Origin of the sequence: Tabrizicola caldifontis (assembly GCF_004762095.1) — a bacterium.
Taxonomy (GTDB): domain Bacteria; phylum Pseudomonadota; class Alphaproteobacteria; order Rhodobacterales; family Rhodobacteraceae; genus Tabrizicola; species Tabrizicola caldifontis.
In genome coordinates, this window is the sequence record NZ_SIJH01000021.1 from 1 (window position 1) to 16,428 (window position 16,428).

Genomic DNA, 16,428 nt, shown 5'->3' on the forward strand with positions numbered 1-16,428 from the left:
GGCTGAAAGACTGGCGCAGGGTTGCCACCCGCTATGACCGCTGCCCAAAGGTCTTCCTCTCAGCCGTCGCACTCGCCGCAACCGTCATGTTCTGGCTATGAATGGAGAACGAGTCCTGACCCTAAACATCGAGGACAAAGATAGCCCGCAATATGTGATCTTGCCAGAAAGCAAGCCCTCGGCAGAGCCATACGAGTTCGCGCCAGGCCCGCACTGGCGGCTGATCGCAACCATCAATTCCATCGACAAGGCCGCTCTGTATCAGATGTCCTATGCCCTCAGCCGCCGATTTGGCTGGGTCTATGTCGACGTGCCGCGCGACACGGCTGGTTTCATTGAGTCTTTTATCAGAAAGTCTGATCCAACTTGGGCTGGGCCTGCTGCGGGCGCACCTTGTCCGCTTGGCGCTTTCTGGGCGGCCATCAACAAGGTTCGTGTCCTTGGACCCGCCCCGATCATTGATGCAATCAAGGCCGTCCAGGCGATGGATGATGGCGCAGACTTCTTCGCTGTCCCTACGCCCTCGATGCGAGAGGCTTTGCTCGATGCGGTGGACATGGTGTTGCTGCCGATGCTCGACGGGATTGTGGTCCAGGATGCCGACTTCCTTGCGCAAGCGGCCGTAGACGCCTTCGGCCTTGATGCGGACTCCAGTGATCGGATCAAGCGGCGGATGGAGTCGGTTGCGGTCTGATGGAGGGGATCGACCGAGCGATTTCCGACTTTGCAGCAGGAATCTTCCTCCGGCATTTCCGGTCTGGGACGCTTCTCGGTGCTGACCGGCCGTCGCTTGACCTTGCCCGCGATCTCGAACTCCTTCGCGCGCACTGGGCGATCTCAGCGCCGGTTCGGGAGTTCGTTCAATATCTCCTTGCCCATCGGCACGAAGCGCAGGCGCTACTGCAATTCCAGAGACGAACAGATGACGCAGTCGCGCGCGGAAGGATCGATGCCCGGGCTTCGGTTATTGCGCGAAGGGTGTCCGGGCACCCGTCTCTGATTGTCTCGGAAGAGCCTGTGAGATCGTTCAACACGGGGCCAAACCAAGTCGTCGCTTGGGTTGTGCACATGGCCGCAACTCATGCCGAGCGGCTGTTTGCGATGCAGCCCAAGAATTCGGCCTATGCTGCCCTGATCGAGGCGGCGATGACGGAAATTGCAGCGGTGAAGCGGCTTGACGCTTTGCGAGAACCGCTGAAGCACGTGACGGCTGGACGAAGGCCGGGGCCAAACGCCGTAAGGGATGCAGCGCGGTCGCGACGACTGATCTATCGCTATGCGATTGCGGCCTACACGACGTTGACGGGGGTCGAAGCTGGCGACGAAGCCGCGCTTTCACGTGTCCTTCGAAGCACGCTCATCGGGCCGCTTGAGGAGTGGCGTCGTTTCGAATTGGCCGTTGCGGCGGGACTCGGGGAAGCGCTGTCTGCGGAACTCGGCCTTCCGCTGCGTCTGTCTGTACTTGATGCTCGGCCAGGACAGCCAGTCTTGCGCTGCGGGCGGTACTCGGTTTTCTGGCAGTCAGGCGGCGGTCTGTACGTGCCACCTGCGCTGGAGCCATCTGAGCTGCGGCTTGAAGCCGTTCTCGCTGCATACGGGATGGCTGCAGCAGCGGATCGTCCGGACCTAGTAATTGTCGACGACGAAGCTGGAAGCGTGGCGGCCATCGTCGAGGTCAAGTATCTGGCGGGCGATACGGCAAATGCGCGTTTCCGTGAAGCCGCGGGTCAGATCGTTCGGTATCCCCGCACCTTCATGCTGTTCTGCCGCCAGGTTCTGGCCACCGACTTCAAGGCCATGCACCGGGTGCAGCTCGGTGAAGCGCCGCAGCTTCTGGAGGTCGGCGAAAGCGGCGAGTTCAAGCGCGGCACGCTCGGCGAGAGCAAGGAGAGCTACAAGGTCAAGACCTATGGCCGGGTGGTCGCCATCACCCGCCAGACGCTGATCAACGACGATCTGGACGCCTTCACGCGGATCCCGGCGATGTACGGCAACTCCATCGCCCAGCTTGAGTCGGACGTGGTCTGGGGCATCATCACCGCCAACCCGGCGATGGCCGACGGCAACGCGCTCTTCCACACCACACACAAGAACCTCGCGGGCACCGGCGCGGCGCTCGATGTCGGCAGTGTCGGCGCGGCCCGCGCCGCGATGGCGAAGCAGACGGGGCTCGACAAGAAGACGGTGCTGAACGTCCGCCCCGCCTTCCTGATCGTGCCCGCTTCGCTGGAACTGAAGGCCGAACAGCTGGTCGCCCAGAACCTTGTGCCCGCCGCGACCTCCAGCGTCGTGCCGCAGTCGATCCGCACGCTCGCGCCGATCAGCGAGCCCCGGCTCGACGCCGCCAGCGAGACCGCATGGTATCTGGCCGCGAGCCCGAACCAGATCGACACCATCGAGTACGCCTATCTCGAGGGCCAGCAAGGCGCCTACATCGAGACCCGCAACGGTTTCGATGTCGATGGCGTCGAGATCAAGTGCCGCCTCGACTTCGGCGCCAAGGCCATCGACTGGCGCGGCCTCTACAAGAACCCGGGCGCGTAAGCCCAGCATCCTGAAACCCGACATGCGGGCGGTCCAATCGGGCCGCCCTTCGTCATTCCACGAGGATCCCCATCATGAAAAACTACGTCCAGCCCGGCAACACCATCACCCTGACCGCGCCCTATGCCGTCGCCTCCGGTGATGGCCTGCTCGTCGGCTCCATCTTCGGCATCGCGGCCGGGGACGCCGCCATCGGCGAGCCCGTCGAGACCGCGCTCATCGGCATCTTCGACATCACCAAGGTCGGCTCGCAGGCCTGGACCGTCGGCGCCAAGGTCTATTGGGACGACACCAACAAGCGCTGCACCACGGTCGCCACCGACAACACGCTCATCGGCGTGGCCATCGAGGCGGTGGCGAGCGGCGCGGGCGACACCATCGGCCGGGTCCGCCTGAACGCGAGCTTCTGATGAGCGCCTTCGCCTTCGCCGTCGGCGTGCTCTTCGCCGATCCGAACATCGGCCGGGACGCGGTCTACATCGCCGACGGCGGCGCGCCCGTGCTGGTGCGCGTCGTCGCCCGGCGCGCCGACGCCATCACCGACTTCGGCGATGCGCGGCTCTGGTCCGAGACCACCCGCATTGACGTGCGCGTGGCTGAGGTGGCGAACCCGCGCCCGGGCGACCGTATCGAGATCGACGGAGACGCCTTCCTCATCCAGGGAGAACCCGCCCGCGACCGCGAACGGCTCGTCTGGACCGTCGATTTGCGCCCAGCGTGACCGCTGTGAAGCTGAAGCTCAACATCGATCCCGACATCGTCGCGATGATGCAGGCCGAGGTCGCGGCAGGCGAACGCGCAGTGACAGCCGCCATGCGCGAGGCCGGGACCGGGCTGAAGTCGGCATGGCGGTTGCAGATCACCGGCGCGGGGCTCGGCACACGGCTCGCCAACTCGATCCGGAGCCAGAACTTCCCGAGGTCGGGCGAGAGCCTCGATGCCGCGGCTCTGGTCTGGTCCAAGGCTCCGGTCATCGTCGGCGCGCATGACACCGGGCCGCTGATCCGCTCGAAGAACGGGTTCTGGCTGGCGATCCCGTTGCCCGCGGCGGGCAAATCCCTGCGCGGCGGCCGGATCACGCCTGGCGAATGGGAGCGGCGCCGCGGCCTGCGCCTGCGCTTCGTCTATCGCCGCACGGGCCCCAGCCTGCTGGTGGCGGAGGGGCGGCTGAACACGAAGGGCCAGGCGGTGGTGTCGCGCTCGAAGACCGGGCGCGGCAAGGTCACCGCGCCGATCTTCCTGCTGGTGCCGCAGGTGAAGCTGCCGAAGCGGCTGGATCTGGCGCGGGATGCGGGCCGGGCGTTGGACAGCGTGCCGGGGTTGATCGTGGCCAACTGGGTAGATGCAAAGTTCTGATGCTGGCGGACTGTCTCAGCGATCGGGCAGAAGCCGCGGCACCGCCTTCAGATAGACCAGCACGCCGAGCAATTCGACCAGCGACTGGAAGACGATGACCACGATGGCCAGCCGCCATTCCTGCGGCAGCGCCAGCGCCAGCGGCAGCACGACGAAGGAATTGCGTGTGCCGAGGCTGAACACCAGCGCGCGTCCTGACCGCGCGGGGAGATCGAGCGCCCGTGCTATTGCCAGCGCCGCGATCAGGGCGAGCACGAGGAAACCGACGAACACACCCGTCACCTGCGGCAGGACCGGAAGGGAGGCGGTCACGGTCTGCACCTGAGATGCGGAAATCAGGAAGACGACCAGCGCCAACAACGGCACCGGGAACCAGGCAAGACGCGTCATCACCGCGCCCCGTCCGGATCGCGCCTCGGCCCATCGCTCTAATAGCCATGCCGCCACCAGCGGCGCCACGATCAGCGTCAGGAAAACGGTCAGGATGGGACCGACTGCGAAGATTTCCAGAAAGGCCGATCCCATGAAAAGCCAGAGATAGATGGGCAACAGCGCCATCTGCACGATCAGGTTCACCGGCGTGGCGGCGATCGCCCGGCCGGTGTCGCCTCCCGCCAGATGCGTGAAGGTGATATACCAGTCCGTGCAGGGGACGAGCAGGACCAGAAGAACGCCCAGCCGGACTGCAGGATCGCTCGGCAGGAACACCAGCATCCCCGCCACGATCAGCGGGACGATCACGAAGTTGCCCGCGAGCATCGCCCCCATGAAGCGCCGGTCGCGGAACGCCTCCGGCAGATGGATCAGCGGGACCTGCGTAAAGGTCACAAAGATCAGGATGCCCAGAAGCGGCCAGAGCGCCGCCTCGAGATGTGCGGCGGCCCCCGGCAGCAACAGACCCAAGCCCAGCCCTGCCAGGATGGCGGCGAGATAGATCCAGACCTGGTGGCGCTCCAGCGCAATGCGGCTCATGTCCATCCTGTTCGATTGTTGCAGTCGAGGTATAACCTCCTCGTCAAAGAAGGCTATTGCCCTCCGATACAAAGAAGAACCTGAAGAATGAACGATGCCGATCCGAATGCGCACCAAACGGGCGTTCCAATGCCCCCCACCGGATGGTTCAACCGCACAGTCGCCGGTGCCGGGGTTACCTCGGCGCTCGGGGATTTCGCTTATGAGACGACGACCGTCATCCTGCCGGGTTTCCTCGCCGTGCTCGGCGTGCCGGCGGCGGTGCTGGGGATCATCGAGGGCATCGCGGATGCCGTGGCAAGTTTCACGAAGATGTTCGCGGGCCACATCGCCGACCGGTTCGGGCACCGCAAGGCGCTGGTTCTCTTTGGCTATGGCCTGACCCCGGTCGGGCAGGCGCTGATCGCCCTCGCGGTCGGCTGGCCGCTCCTGCTGCTTGGCCGCACGGTGTCGTGGTTCGGCAAGGGTCTGCGCGGCCCCTTGCGCGATGCGATCATCGTGCAAGCGATCAGTCCCGAGACCCGCGGGCGCGCCTTCGGGTTTCATCGGGCGATGGATACTGTCGGGGCGATCTTCGGCCCGCTTCTTGGGATCGCGGCACTCGGTTGGGCACAGGGACTTAATTGGCCGGATCCGGCTGATGCGTTTCGGTTCGTCTTCTGGTTAACGTTGATCCCCGGCGGGTTGGCCGTGCTGGCGTTTCTGACGTTGGTCCGCGACCCCGAGCATTCGCCCAACCCCGAGTTGCGTCTGATCTCGACGCTCAAGGGGCTGCCCGTACGGTTCAAGCAATACCTCGGCGCGGTCGGGGTATTCGGTTTGGGGGATTTTTCGCACAGCCTGCTAATCCTGGCTGCGACGGTGCTGCTCACGGCGCAGATGGGCGTTGTGCAGGCGGCGCAGGTGGCGGGGCTTCTCTATGTCTGGCGCAACGTGGTGCAGGTGGTGGCATCCTATCCGGTGGGCGTGCTGGCCGATCGACTGGGGCCGGGCCGCGTGCTGGTCGCGGGCTATGCACTCGGCGTGCTGACCGCTGCTCTGATGGCGACGGCCTTCGCGTTCACGACGGAAAGCCTGTGGTTTCTTGGCCTGATCTTCGCCATTGCCGGTCTCTATGTCGCTGTGCAGGAGGCGCTGGAGGCGACGGTCACAGCAGACATGGTGCCCGAGGACAGGCTGGCGACCGGCTACGGGGCGCTGGGAACGGTGAACGGTGCGGCCAAGCTGATTTCCAGTTCTGCTGTCGGGATCCTGTGGACGCTGGCCTCGCCTCTGGTCGCCTTCGCGGTGGCCGCAGCGCTGATGGCGGCGGGAACGCTGGCCTTGCTCCGAGTCAGGTAATCGGCGTGTCGTTCAACGTCTGAGGTCTATAAGCAGTTCAATGCCCACCCCCCGTGAATCCATCCTCACCGCGCTGCACGCGCGGCTCTTGGCACTGCCCGCCACCGCCCTGCGCGGCGAGGTGCTGCCCGAGCGCGTGCCGGCCGAGGGCCTGCTGATCCTGCGCGATGGCGAGCCGGGGGAGCCGGAAGTGACCCTCTCGCCGCTTGCCTACCACTACCAGCACCGGGCCGAGATCGAGGCGGTCGTGCAAGGCGCCGACCGTGACGCCGCCTTCGACACGTTGACCGCCAGCATCGGCGCAGCGCTCGCCGCCGACCGCACACTGGGCGGGCTGTGCGACTGGGTAGAGGGCGAAGCCCCGAAGCCGGTCGATCTGCCGGTCGAGGGCGCGGCGAGCCTGAAGGCCGCCGTGATCCCGGTGGTGCTGCACTATTCCACGGCCGATCCGCTCGGCTGATCCCGACAACCCGAGGAGAACACCATGGCACGAGCCCAAGGGGCGCGGGCGCAGATGGCGCTTGCGTTCGAGACGACCTACGGAACGCCGCCTGCCAGCGGCTTCACCCGGATGCCATTCGCCAGCGCGACGCTGGGGGCGGAGCAGCCGCTGCTGAACAGCGAACTGCTCGGCTACGGCCGCGATCCGCTGGTGCCGATCAAGGACGCGCTGACGGCCGACGGCAATGTCGTCGTGCCGATCGATGCGGAGGCGTTCGGCTTCTGGTTGAAGGCGGCCTTCGGCCAGCCGATCACCACCGGCACCGCCGCGCCTTACAGCCACGAGTTCCGCTCGGGCAGTTACGTGCTGCCGTCGATGTCCATCGAGACCGGCATGCCGGAGGTGCCGCGCTTCGCGATGTACTCGGGCTGCGTGCTCGACACGCTCAGTTGGCAGATGCAGCGCTCGGGCCTGCTAACCGCGACGGCCAGCCTGGTCGCTCAGGGCGAGGCCATCGCCACGACCTCCGCCGCTGGCACGCTGGCCGAGATCGACCTCCAGCGCTTCGGGCATTTCAACGGGGCCATCACCCGCAACGGCCAGCCGCTTGGCAACATCGTCTCGGCCGAGATCACCTATGCCAACACCCTCGACCGGATCGAGACCATCCGTTCGGACGGGCGCATCGACGGTGCCGACCCCGGCATGGCGGCGCTCACGGGCCGGATCGAGGTGCGCTTCGCCGATCAGCTGCTGGTCAACCAGGCGATCAACGGCGAGCCCTGCGAGATGACCTTCGCCTACACGCTGCCCTCGGGGGAAAGCCTGACGCTGGTGGCGCATGCCGTCTACCTGCCGCGCCCGCGCATCGAGATTTCCGGGCCGCAGGGCGTGCAGGCGAGCTTCGACTGGCAGGCGGCGAAGGATCCGGGGACGGGGCGCATGTGTACGATCACGCTGGTGAACGAACGGGAGACCTACTGATGCTGACACTCGATCTGACGAATGCGCCGCGCTGGCTCGACCTGCTGCCCGGCGTGCGACTGAAGCTGCGGCCGCTGACCACCGCGCTGATGGTCTCGGCGCGCAGCGATGCCGCGATCCGGGCACTGCCGCCCGAGGCTGGGCCCGAGGAACTGGCGATGATCATGGCCAAGGCCGTGGCGCGGCGCGCGGTGCTGGATTGGGAGGGTGTCGGTGATGCCGCGGGCAACCCGGTCTCTGTGACGCCCGAGGGGATCGACGCGCTCCTCGACATCTGGCCGGCCTTCGACGCCTTCCAGTCCGCCTATGTCGCCAAATGGCTGCTCCTCGAGCAGGAAAAAAACGTCTCTGCGCCCTTGCCGAATGGTGGCTCGGCGGGGGCGATCGCTACTGTGCAGCCTGCGAAGGCCCGTGCCCGGACTGCCCGGCGCGGCTGAACCAGCCGGAAACCCCGGAAGGCTGGCAGGTCTGGGATCTCGCGCAACGGATTATGGGGCAACTGCGGGTCGCATCCGGCGCCGACGGGACAGTGGTTCTGGGCTGGGACATAACCGCGGCGCTGGCCATGGCGCAGGCGCTCGGGGTCGCCCCGCTCATCGCGGCCGAATGCCTGCCCGTGATCGAGGCCGTGATGGTCCGCAAGTTCAACGAACAGCGGGCGTCCGATGACCGGGCGTCCCCGCCCGGTGGCCGATGAACCCGGTCCGCAAGCCGCGCCCCGCTCGTCAGGAAGTCTGATCCATGGCCCAGAAACGCGTCTCCGTCCGCCTCGTCGCCGAGGGCGGCAGGCAGGTGAAGGCCGAGTTCCAGGGCATCGGCGATGCGGGCGAGCGCAATTTCAAGCGGATCGAGCGGCAGGCCGATATCACCGGTGCCGTGGTGCGCCGCGTCATGGGCATTCTCGGCGCCGCGATCAGCACGCGCCAGCTTGTGGCCTATGCTGACCAGTGGACTGATCTGCGCTCGCGCGTCGATCTGGCCACCGGCTCGCAGGAAGCGGGTGCTGCGGTCATGGAACGGCTCGCCGCCATGGCGCGGCGGACCTATTCCAGCCTTGGCCAGACCACGGAGTCCTGGCTGGCCAATGCGACAGCGCTGCGCGAGCTGGGCCTGACCACGGCGGAGTCGCTGGATTTCACGGAGGCGCTGAACAACGCCATGGTGGTGTCGGGCGCGCGCGCCGAACGCGCGGCCTCGGTCCAGACCGCGCTCTCCCGGGCGATGGCGCTTGGCACCCTCAGCGGGGACAACCTCAACACTGTGATCCAGAACGGCGGGCGGCTGGCCGAGCTGCTGGCGGCTGAACTCGGCACCACCGTTTCGGGCCTGCGCAGGCTGGGCCAGGAGGGTGGGATCACCGGCGAAGTGATCCGAATGGCGCTCATCGGCAATCTCGAGCTGCTGCGCGAGGAAGCCGAAAGCATGCCGGCGACCATCGGCGATGCCTTCACGCTGATCGGCAACGCAGCACTGCAATTGGTCGGCACATGGGACCAGATGGTTGGGGCCTCATCGACGATGGCCGCGGCACTGATCGGGCTCGCCGACAACATGGAGCGGCTGGCGGCCATCGGCATCGCCTTCGCGGGCTTCATGGCCGCGCGCTGGGTTGCGGGGCTCATTGCGGCGCAGGTCGCCACCATCAGCCTCGCAGGCGCGCTTACGCTCTTGCGCGGGGCGATCATCCGCACTGGCATCGGGGCGCTGATCGTGGGTGCGGGCGAGTTGATCTACTGGTTCGGGCAGCTGGTGCGCGGCGCGGGCGGATTTGGCACTGCGCTCTCGCTCTTGGCCGATCTTGCCCGCGAGGTCTGGGAACGCATGAAGCTCGGTGCCGTCGCATTGGGGCTGGCGATCATGGCGAGTTGGGCCGATATCAAGGGCGCCATCGCGGAGGCGCTGCAGACCTCGCTGGAAGCCGTGGTCGGTTTTGGCAATTCGGCGCTGAACACATTCCAAGGGGCGTTTGAGGCAATCAAGGTGCTCTGGGGCGCGCTGCCCGCGGCGATCGGAGATTTTGCGTTCCAGGCTGCGAATGCGCTGATCTCGGGCGTCGAGGCCATGCTGAATGGCGTCGGCCAGCGGATCAACGGCTTTCTGGAGGGGATCAATGGCGGGCTCGAGGCGCTGGGGATCGAACGGCGCATCTCGCTGATCGGCAATCTGGAACTCGGCCGGATCGACAACCCCTTCGCCGGGTCGGCGACCGAGGCCGGAGCCGAAGCCCGTGCGGCGTTTCAGGCGGCGCTCTCAGCCGAGCCGATCACGATGCCGGATCTCGGGCTGGGCACCTATGCCGAGGAAGCGCGCGGTCAGGCCGAGGCCCTGCGCGCGACGATGGCCGGTGTGGCGGAAGCGGCGACGGCACCGCTCGAATCCATTGACGCCCTGCGCGAAGCGGTGACGGGAAGCGGTCTGGACTCTGAGGCCGCGCTGAACGGCGCACGTACGGCCGCCGAGGGGCTGGGAGAGTCGCTCGATGCTACGGGCGAGGCTGCGGGCCGCGCAGGTGGCGCCGGTCGCGGTGCGGGTCAGGCGCTACGCGAGGCGGCCGATACGGCGCGGGGTGCCTGGGAGGCTACCGCCGAGGCAGTCCGCGCGGCGCAGGAACGCTCGCGCGAGATCGCCCAAGGTCTGGCGCAGGACATCGTCGGTCCGATCAAGGAGGCGCTGCAGTCGGGTGAGTTCACTTGGGAGACCTTTGCCAGCGCCATCTCGCGTATCGCGCAGAACCTCGCGAACCGGCTGATCGAGCTGGCCTTCAAGCCGATCGAGAACGCGCTGATGCGCGCCTTCTCGGGCATGGGCGGAGGCGGTGGGTTCTTCGCGAGCCTGTTCGGCTTCGCCAGGGGCGGCGCATTTGCAGGCGGACAGGAACTGACCGCCTTTGCGCGCGGCGGTGTGGTCAACCGGCCGACGGTCTTCCCGTTCTCCCGCGGCATCGGGCTGATGGGCGAGGCCGGGCCCGAGGCGATCCTGCCGCTGCGGCGCGGGCGCGACGGGCGGCTCGGGGTCGAGATGAACAGCGCGCCCACCCAACCCGCGCAGGACATGTCGACGCGCATCATCAACGTGCTCGACCCGTCGGTGGTCGGCGACTACCTCGCCACGCCCTCGGGCGAGCGGGCCATCCTGAACGTCATCCGCCGCAACCGGAGTGCCCTGAATGCCTGAGATGGGAGGCCCACTGCCGCCGCTGTTCTGGTCCTTCCCGGCGGCGCAGGAGATCGCCGAAGTGCTGGAATGGCGCACCGATGTGCTGACATCGCGCGCGAGCGAACAGCGCATCGCACTCCGACCCCGGCCGCGCGAGATCGTCACATTTCGGCACAGGCTGGATGCGCTGGGGATGGCGCGCGCGACGGAAATGGCCCGCGTCGGGTTCGCCGGAGACTGGCAGGTCCCGCTCTGGCACATGGCGCTGCAGCCCAATGCCGATCTGGCGCAAGGCGTGACCGAGATCCTGCTCGACACCGGCGTGGCGGATTTCCGGAGCGGGGAACTGGCGGCGCTTGCGGTCGATGGCCGCGAGGCGGCGGCAGTGGCCATCGCCAGCGTTCAGGCCGACCGGCTGATCCTGGCGGAACCTCTGGTGCTGCAACTGCCCGGTCCGGTCGTGGCGGCACAGCGGGTCACGGTCGCGCCGATCCGGGCCAGTGCGCTGACCTCAGCCATCGAGGTCACACGCCGCAGGCAGGGCGATGGCACGGTCACGGCCAGCTTCCTCTTGCGCGATGCGCCGGACATCACCGCACCGGTCCTGCCGACCTATCTCGGCCGCCCGGTCCAGACCGATCCGAGCCTTGTACGCCGCCCGCTCACCGCCAGCCTGCGCCGCGCGGTCGAATACGTCGACAACGGTTTCGGCCCGGTTGTGGCCGAGCCGCTGCGCGACGTCTTCGAGCGGAGCGAGACGATCACGCTGAAGGCACAAGGCCGCATTGCACGCCACGCCCTGCGGCGCTGGCTCTGGTCGCTCCGAGGGCGGCAGGCCAGCTTCTGGCTGCCGACCTGGGGGCGCGACCTGCAGTTGCGTGCCGCGATGACCTCTGGATCCACGCTGGTGCGCGTGGCGCCGGTCGCGTCGCTCCCGGCCTATGTCGGCCGCGCGATCCTGCTGGAAATGCCGACCGCGCTGCGCTTCCGGACGATCACCGCCGCCACCGCCGAGGGCGCGGATCACCGGCTCACGCTGTCCTCGAACCTCGGCGAGAAGGTGCCGCTCATGACCAAGGCGCATTTCCTGACCCCGATGCGCGCAGATGCCGACCGCGTGGAGATCCAGCATGGCGCTGTGGCGAGCGAGGTCACGCTGCCTCTTATCGAGGTGCCCGCATGACCTATGCTAGCATCGAAGCCTCGGTCGCAGAGGGCCGCCCGTATTTCCTCTATCAGTTTGTCGAGGTGGATCAGGTCTGGCGTTTCACCAGCCGAGCCACGGCCTGGACCAGCGCGGGGAGCGGCGGGACCGAGATCACCTGGGAGCCAGCCGCCGTGGCCCATGGCGATGTGGTGCAGACAAGCGAGATCGAGCGGGGGCGGCTGGAACTGACCTGGCCGCTCTCGCATCCTTTCGCGCGGCGCTTCCTCGGTCCCTTGGGCAACACGCCCGTGACGCTGACCATCTTCCGTGGCCACGAGCAGGTGCTGGGGGAGACGGTCGCGCATTGGAAAGGCCGCGTGGTGGGGGCCGAGGTGGAGGGGCAGCGGATCCTGCTGCAGGCCGAGTCGATCTTCAGCACGCTGCGACGCGCGGGCGTGCGGGCGAAGTACCAGCGGCTTTGCCGCCATGCGCTTTACGGGCGCGGCTGCGGCCTCGACATCGCGCTCTACTGGCTGACCGGCACGGTGACGGCCGTATCCGGCAACGCCTCGAGCCTGACGATCCCCGAGGCGGCGGCTGAGCCCGCCGGCTGGTACCGGGGCGGTGTGCTCAGGTTCGGCGCGCAGCTCGGGTTCATCACCGGCCATGCCGGGGCCACCCTCACACTGTCGCGCCCGATGCCGGAACTGGCGGCGGCGCTCGCCGCGCCGGAAATCGATCCGGACACCGGCTCGCCGCTCCCGGTCCTCGCCGACATAGCCCCCGGCTGCGATCTGCGCGCCGCCACTTGTGCCGCGAAGTTCGGCAACCTCGCGAACTTCGGGGGCTTCCCCGAGATCCCCGGCCGCAACCCCTTCGGCGGCAGCTCCATCGTCTGAGAACGCCCATGGTCTGGACCTTCATTGCACGGCTCGTCCTCGGGCTGGTCCTCTCGGCGATTTCCTATGCGCTGAGCCCGCGCCCCAAGGTCGAGAAGCCGCAGGCCGCAGGGCTAGACGACTTCTCCCTGCCCACCGCCGAGGAGGGTCGGCCGATCCCGGTTGTGTTCGGGACGGTGCTGATCACCGGGCCGAACGTCGTCTGGGCAGGCGACCTGAAGGTGGATCCGATCAAGAAGAAAGGCGGCAAGAAGTGACGCGTGTGACGATCCAGGACCTGCGCGATGCCCGCTACTGCCTCGCGGGCGTGCGGCCATGGTTCCGCCGCCACGGGTTCGACTGGCAGGCGTTTCTCGACAGCGGCATCGAAGCCGACCGGCTGCGCATAACCGGGGATGCGCTGGTGGAGCCGGTGATCACGATCGCCGAGCAGCGGGAGGCATGCGATGGGCGGGCGTAGCAAGGCGCAGACCGTTGGCTTCCGCTATTCGCTGGGGATGCATCTGGCGCTCTGCCATGGGCCGATCGATGCCATTCGCGAGATCCTCGTTGACCGCCGCACCGCATGGTCTGTCACGACCGGCGGCGGCGTTTCGGGTGGCGGCGCGGCCGTGGAGACGCGGATCGGCACAGTCGCAGGCATGACCGCCACTGCCGCGCTGGCAGGCGACACGGGCGCCACGATCACCTTTCCGGGGACGCGCGCCGGGGTGCGCATCGGCCGGGACTACCGGCTGCAATTGGCGAATGGCACGAGCCAGACCATCACTCTGCGCGGCGTCACCTTCAACGCCACCACGAATGTGAGCTCCTGGTCCGTCCTGCCCGAGGCACTGAGCTTCCCCTCGCAGTCGGTCGAGGTGTTCGAGGCGACCAGCGCCGCCAGCAATGCCGGCGCTGGCGGTGGGCGCATCCGGATAGACAAGCCCGACCTCTTTGGCGGCGAGAGCCGCGAGGGCGGTGTCCGCGGCGATGTCGATGTGCTGATGGGCGGGCCGGGCCAGGGGCAGAACGATTACCTGGCCGCGCGCATGGACGGAGACGTGCCCGGCTATCGCGGGCTTTGCAGCCTAGTGCTTCGGCAGGTCTATCTCGGCATCAATCCGTATCTGAAGCCTTGGGCGGTCCGCGTGACCCGCGTGCTGACCGGCGAGGCAGGCGCGGCGCAATGGTATCCCGAGAAGGCCGCCATCGTGCCCGAGGCCAATATCTCGGACGCCGCGATCTATATCGCGCTCGATGTCTCGGGCTCGATGTCGGGCACGCGCATGGCGGCGCAGAAGGCAGGGGTTGCCGCGCTGATCCGCGAGATCGGGGCCAGCGTCGATCCCGACCGCCCGAACGACATCCGCATCGTGCTCTGGAACGCTGGCGTCGCGGGCGCGACCCTTCGCCGCGACATGGGCCCGGACGACTATGCCGCGCTCGATGCCTGGATGCTGGCGCTGTCGAACAGCACCTCGGGCGGCACCAGCTTTGACGCGGCCTTCTCGCAGGGGGGTGCGTTTTTCGCGGGCGGCGGGTCGAAACGACGGATCGTGATCTTCGTGACCGACGGCGAACCTGCGCCGGTCTCCTCGGTCGATGCGGCGCTGGCGATCATCCGCATGCTTCCGCCCGCCGACATCTTCGGCTTCAACATCGCGCTCGCGAACACGACCTCTACCGCGCGCATCGACAACACGCCCGTGGACGGCGTGCCAGTGATCCCGGCCGGCAACCCGCAGGCACTGGTCGCCTCCCTTCGCGGGGCCTTCGGGAACGGCCCGGACATGAACCCGGCCCATATCATCCGGGAGTGCCTGACGAACCGTGACTGGGGGCTTGGCTATTCCACGGTCGAGATCGGGGCCAGTTTCACGGCGGCTGCGGACACGCTCTACACCGAAGGCTTCGGCCTGTCGCTGATCTGGCAGCAGGACAGTTCCATCGAGGAGTTCATCGGCAGCGTTCTCGACCATATCGACGCAACGCTCTTCATCGACCGGCGCACGGGGCTCTGGGAATTGCGGCTCATCCGGGCCGACTACACGGCCGCAACGCTGCCACTCTTCGACGAGACGAATGTCGTGGACTGGGGACGCCTCGGGCGGCGCGCGCCTTCGGACCTCGTCAACAGCGTGACCGTGCGCTTCACCGATGCCTGGACGGACGACACCGGCGCCGTCAGCGTGACCGATACGGCCCGGGTCCAGTCGATGGGCGAGGTGATCGCCACCACGCTCGACTATCCGGGCATCCGCTACCAGGGGCTCGCGATCCGCGTGGCCGAGCGCGACCTTCGCGCCCTTTCCGTGCCGCTACTCACGGGCGAGATCGTGGTGAACCGTGAGGGCGCGGACCTCGGCCCCGGCGATGTAATTCGGCTGCGGTCGTCCCGCCTCGGGCTCGACGATGTCGTCATGCGCATCTCCGAGATCGGTCAGGGCGACGGCCGCGACAATGGAATCCGGCTGAAGCTTGCGGAGGACGTCTTTGCCCTTGGCGCGACCGCCATCGCAGGCGGGCGCATGCCGACTGGGTCCGGGGTCGCGGCTCCGCCTAGGGCACTCTCCCGGCGCATGGTCGAGGAAGCACCGTACTGGCTGCTGGTCCGCGAACTCGGCCACACCGAGGCCGACCGCATTCTGTCGGAGGATCCAGATGCGGGCGCGGTTGTCGCCACGGGCGAGCGCCCCAGCGCCGATGCGCTGGCGGCGGAACTCTGGATCGACCCTGGAACCGGCCCGGCACAGGAGGGCGTGGTCGCCTTCGCGCCCACGGCGCTGCTGGCTGCGGACATCTCGGACCACCCGGAGGCGCGCGTCCTTCCCGTCACCGGCTGGCGCGACATCGGCGAGGTCGGCATCGGCACGCTTGCGAGCATCGGTGGCGAACTGGTCCGCGTCGACGGGATTACCTCCACGGCCATCACCGTGGGCCGGGGTTGCCTCGACACCGTGCCGCGTGCCCACCCTGCAGATACGCCCGTGATCTTCTTCGACGAGGGCGCGCGGATTACAGAGGACAGCTGGGCCGCGGGCGAGACCCTCGCGATCCGGCTGCTGCCGGAGACCGGGCGTGGCACGCTCGCCTTCGCGCTGGCACCCGAGGACAGCGTCACACTGGACCGCCGCGCCATCCGGCCCCTGCCGCCCGGGCGGGTGCAGGCCAACGGCAGCTATGCTCCTGATGTCGATGCGCTGATCGCAGATGATCTGGTGCTGACCTGGACCCATCGTGACCGGCTGACACAGACCAGCCCCGTGATCGTCGATCACACCGGTTCCTCCATCGGGCCGGAGCCGGGCGTCGGTTATGCAATCGAAGTGCGCTGGATCGACCCCGACATCGGCGTGGCGCTCATGCCGCCCGGCATCGTGATCGACGCTGGCATGGGGACAAGCTGGACGCTCGCGCCCGAGGACATCCCCGAGACCGGCGCGCCGGACCGCACGGCCGAGATCGACCTCGCCGTGCGCTCACGTCGTCTGGTTGGAGGCGCCTGGCTCACCGACCGCGAGGCCCGCCAGTTCCGGCTGACCGCGCCCTTCGCCGCTGGCTGGGATCGCGGCTGGGGCTTCCTCTGGGGCACCTGAGCCCCGCAA

The 16,428-nt window shown here is 67.6% G+C and carries 17 protein-coding genes and 1 pseudogene; 17 read left to right on the top strand and 1 reads right to left on the bottom strand.

Going from position 1 to position 16,428, the window contains the following annotated elements; all coding sequences use genetic code 11:
* The 6 genes and pseudogenes from EYB42_RS15485 to EYB42_RS15510 all read left to right on the top strand — a co-directional run.
* A pseudogene (locus EYB42_RS15485) lies at positions 1–101 on the top strand (IS5/IS1182 family transposase); the annotation flags it as partial.
* Complete coding sequence (locus tag EYB42_RS15490; RefSeq protein WP_135451030.1) at positions 98–694, top strand: hypothetical protein; 597 nt, start codon at positions 98–100, stop codon at positions 692–694. The pseudogene EYB42_RS15485 and the gene EYB42_RS15490, both read left to right, overlap by 4 nt.
* Positions 694–2,544, top strand: a complete 1,851-nt coding sequence (locus tag EYB42_RS17625; RefSeq protein ID WP_240784218.1) for a Mu-like prophage major head subunit gpT family protein — start codon at positions 694–696, stop codon at positions 2,542–2,544. Before EYB42_RS15490 ends, EYB42_RS17625 begins: the two co-directional genes overlap by 1 nt.
* A gap of 74 nt (positions 2,545–2,618) precedes the next feature.
* Positions 2,619–2,954 (top strand): DUF2190 family protein, encoded by a 336-nt coding sequence (locus tag EYB42_RS15500; RefSeq protein WP_128513626.1) that lies wholly within the window; start codon positions 2,619–2,621, stop codon positions 2,952–2,954.
* Positions 2,954–3,265, top strand: a complete 312-nt coding sequence (locus tag EYB42_RS15505; protein WP_128513627.1) for a head-tail joining protein — start codon at positions 2,954–2,956, stop codon at positions 3,263–3,265. Before EYB42_RS15500 ends, EYB42_RS15505 begins: the two co-directional genes overlap by 1 nt.
* A gap of 5 nt (positions 3,266–3,270) precedes the next feature.
* Entirely contained in the window at positions 3,271–3,900 is a 630-nt protein-coding gene (locus EYB42_RS15510) for a DUF6441 family protein (RefSeq protein WP_128513834.1), read from the top strand.
* Between the two features lie 15 nt (positions 3,901–3,915).
* Here EYB42_RS15510 and EYB42_RS15515 read toward each other — a convergent pair whose 3' ends face one another.
* Positions 3,916–4,872: an arsenic resistance protein gene (locus EYB42_RS15515; protein WP_128513628.1), complete on the bottom strand. Its 957-nt coding sequence runs from the start codon at positions 4,870–4,872 to the stop codon at positions 3,916–3,918.
* 129 nt (positions 4,873–5,001) lie between these two features.
* Here EYB42_RS15515 and EYB42_RS15520 point away from each other — a divergent pair, with 129 nt between their 5' ends.
* The 11 genes from EYB42_RS15520 to EYB42_RS15570 are packed head-to-tail and all read left to right on the top strand — an operon-like array spanning position 5,002 to position 16,419.
* Positions 5,002–6,213 (top strand): MFS transporter, encoded by a 1,212-nt coding sequence (locus EYB42_RS15520; protein WP_202910012.1) that lies wholly within the window; start codon positions 5,002–5,004, stop codon positions 6,211–6,213.
* A gap of 40 nt (positions 6,214–6,253) precedes the next feature.
* Entirely contained in the window at positions 6,254–6,673 is a 420-nt protein-coding gene (locus EYB42_RS15525) for an acyl-CoA transferase (RefSeq protein WP_128513630.1), read from the top strand.
* 24 nt (positions 6,674–6,697) lie between these two features.
* Positions 6,698–7,639 (top strand): phage tail tube protein, encoded by a 942-nt coding sequence (locus EYB42_RS15530; protein ID WP_128513631.1) that lies wholly within the window; start codon positions 6,698–6,700, stop codon positions 7,637–7,639.
* On the top strand, positions 7,639–8,076 hold the full coding sequence (locus tag EYB42_RS15535) for a hypothetical protein (RefSeq protein ID WP_128513632.1): 438 nt from the start codon (positions 7,639–7,641) through the stop codon (positions 8,074–8,076). Before EYB42_RS15530 ends, EYB42_RS15535 begins: the two co-directional genes overlap by 1 nt.
* Before the next feature lie 53 nt (positions 8,077–8,129).
* Positions 8,130–8,336, top strand: a complete 207-nt coding sequence (locus EYB42_RS15540) for a DUF7697 family protein (protein WP_128513633.1) — start codon at positions 8,130–8,132, stop codon at positions 8,334–8,336.
* A 44-nt stretch (positions 8,337–8,380) separates the two neighbouring features.
* Positions 8,381–10,813 carry a tape measure protein gene (locus EYB42_RS15545; RefSeq protein WP_128513634.1) on the top strand — a complete coding sequence of 811 codons (2,433 nt, stop codon included), beginning with the start codon at positions 8,381–8,383 and terminating at the stop codon, positions 10,811–10,813.
* The gene (locus EYB42_RS15550) at positions 10,806–11,978 is read left to right on the top strand and encodes a hypothetical protein (RefSeq protein WP_128513635.1); all 1,173 of its coding nucleotides are present in this window, start codon (positions 10,806–10,808) and stop codon (positions 11,976–11,978) included. The genes EYB42_RS15545 and EYB42_RS15550 overlap by 8 nt, the downstream gene beginning before the upstream one ends.
* Positions 11,975–12,841: a phage BR0599 family protein gene (locus EYB42_RS15555; RefSeq protein WP_128513636.1), complete on the top strand. Its 867-nt coding sequence runs from the start codon at positions 11,975–11,977 to the stop codon at positions 12,839–12,841. The genes EYB42_RS15550 and EYB42_RS15555 overlap by 4 nt, the downstream gene beginning before the upstream one ends.
* 8 nt (positions 12,842–12,849) lie before the next feature.
* On the top strand, positions 12,850–13,098 hold the full coding sequence (locus EYB42_RS15560) for a hypothetical protein (protein ID WP_045685068.1): 249 nt from the start codon (positions 12,850–12,852) through the stop codon (positions 13,096–13,098).
* A gap of 5 nt (positions 13,099–13,103) precedes the next feature.
* Positions 13,104–13,301: a hypothetical protein gene (locus EYB42_RS15565; protein ID WP_238382474.1), complete on the top strand. Its 198-nt coding sequence runs from the start codon at positions 13,104–13,106 to the stop codon at positions 13,299–13,301.
* Positions 13,288–16,419 carry a phage tail protein gene (locus tag EYB42_RS15570; protein ID WP_128513638.1) on the top strand — a complete coding sequence of 1,044 codons (3,132 nt, stop codon included), beginning with the start codon at positions 13,288–13,290 and terminating at the stop codon, positions 16,417–16,419. Before EYB42_RS15565 ends, EYB42_RS15570 begins: the two co-directional genes overlap by 14 nt.
* The last annotated feature ends 9 nt before the right edge of the window (positions 16,420–16,428 follow it).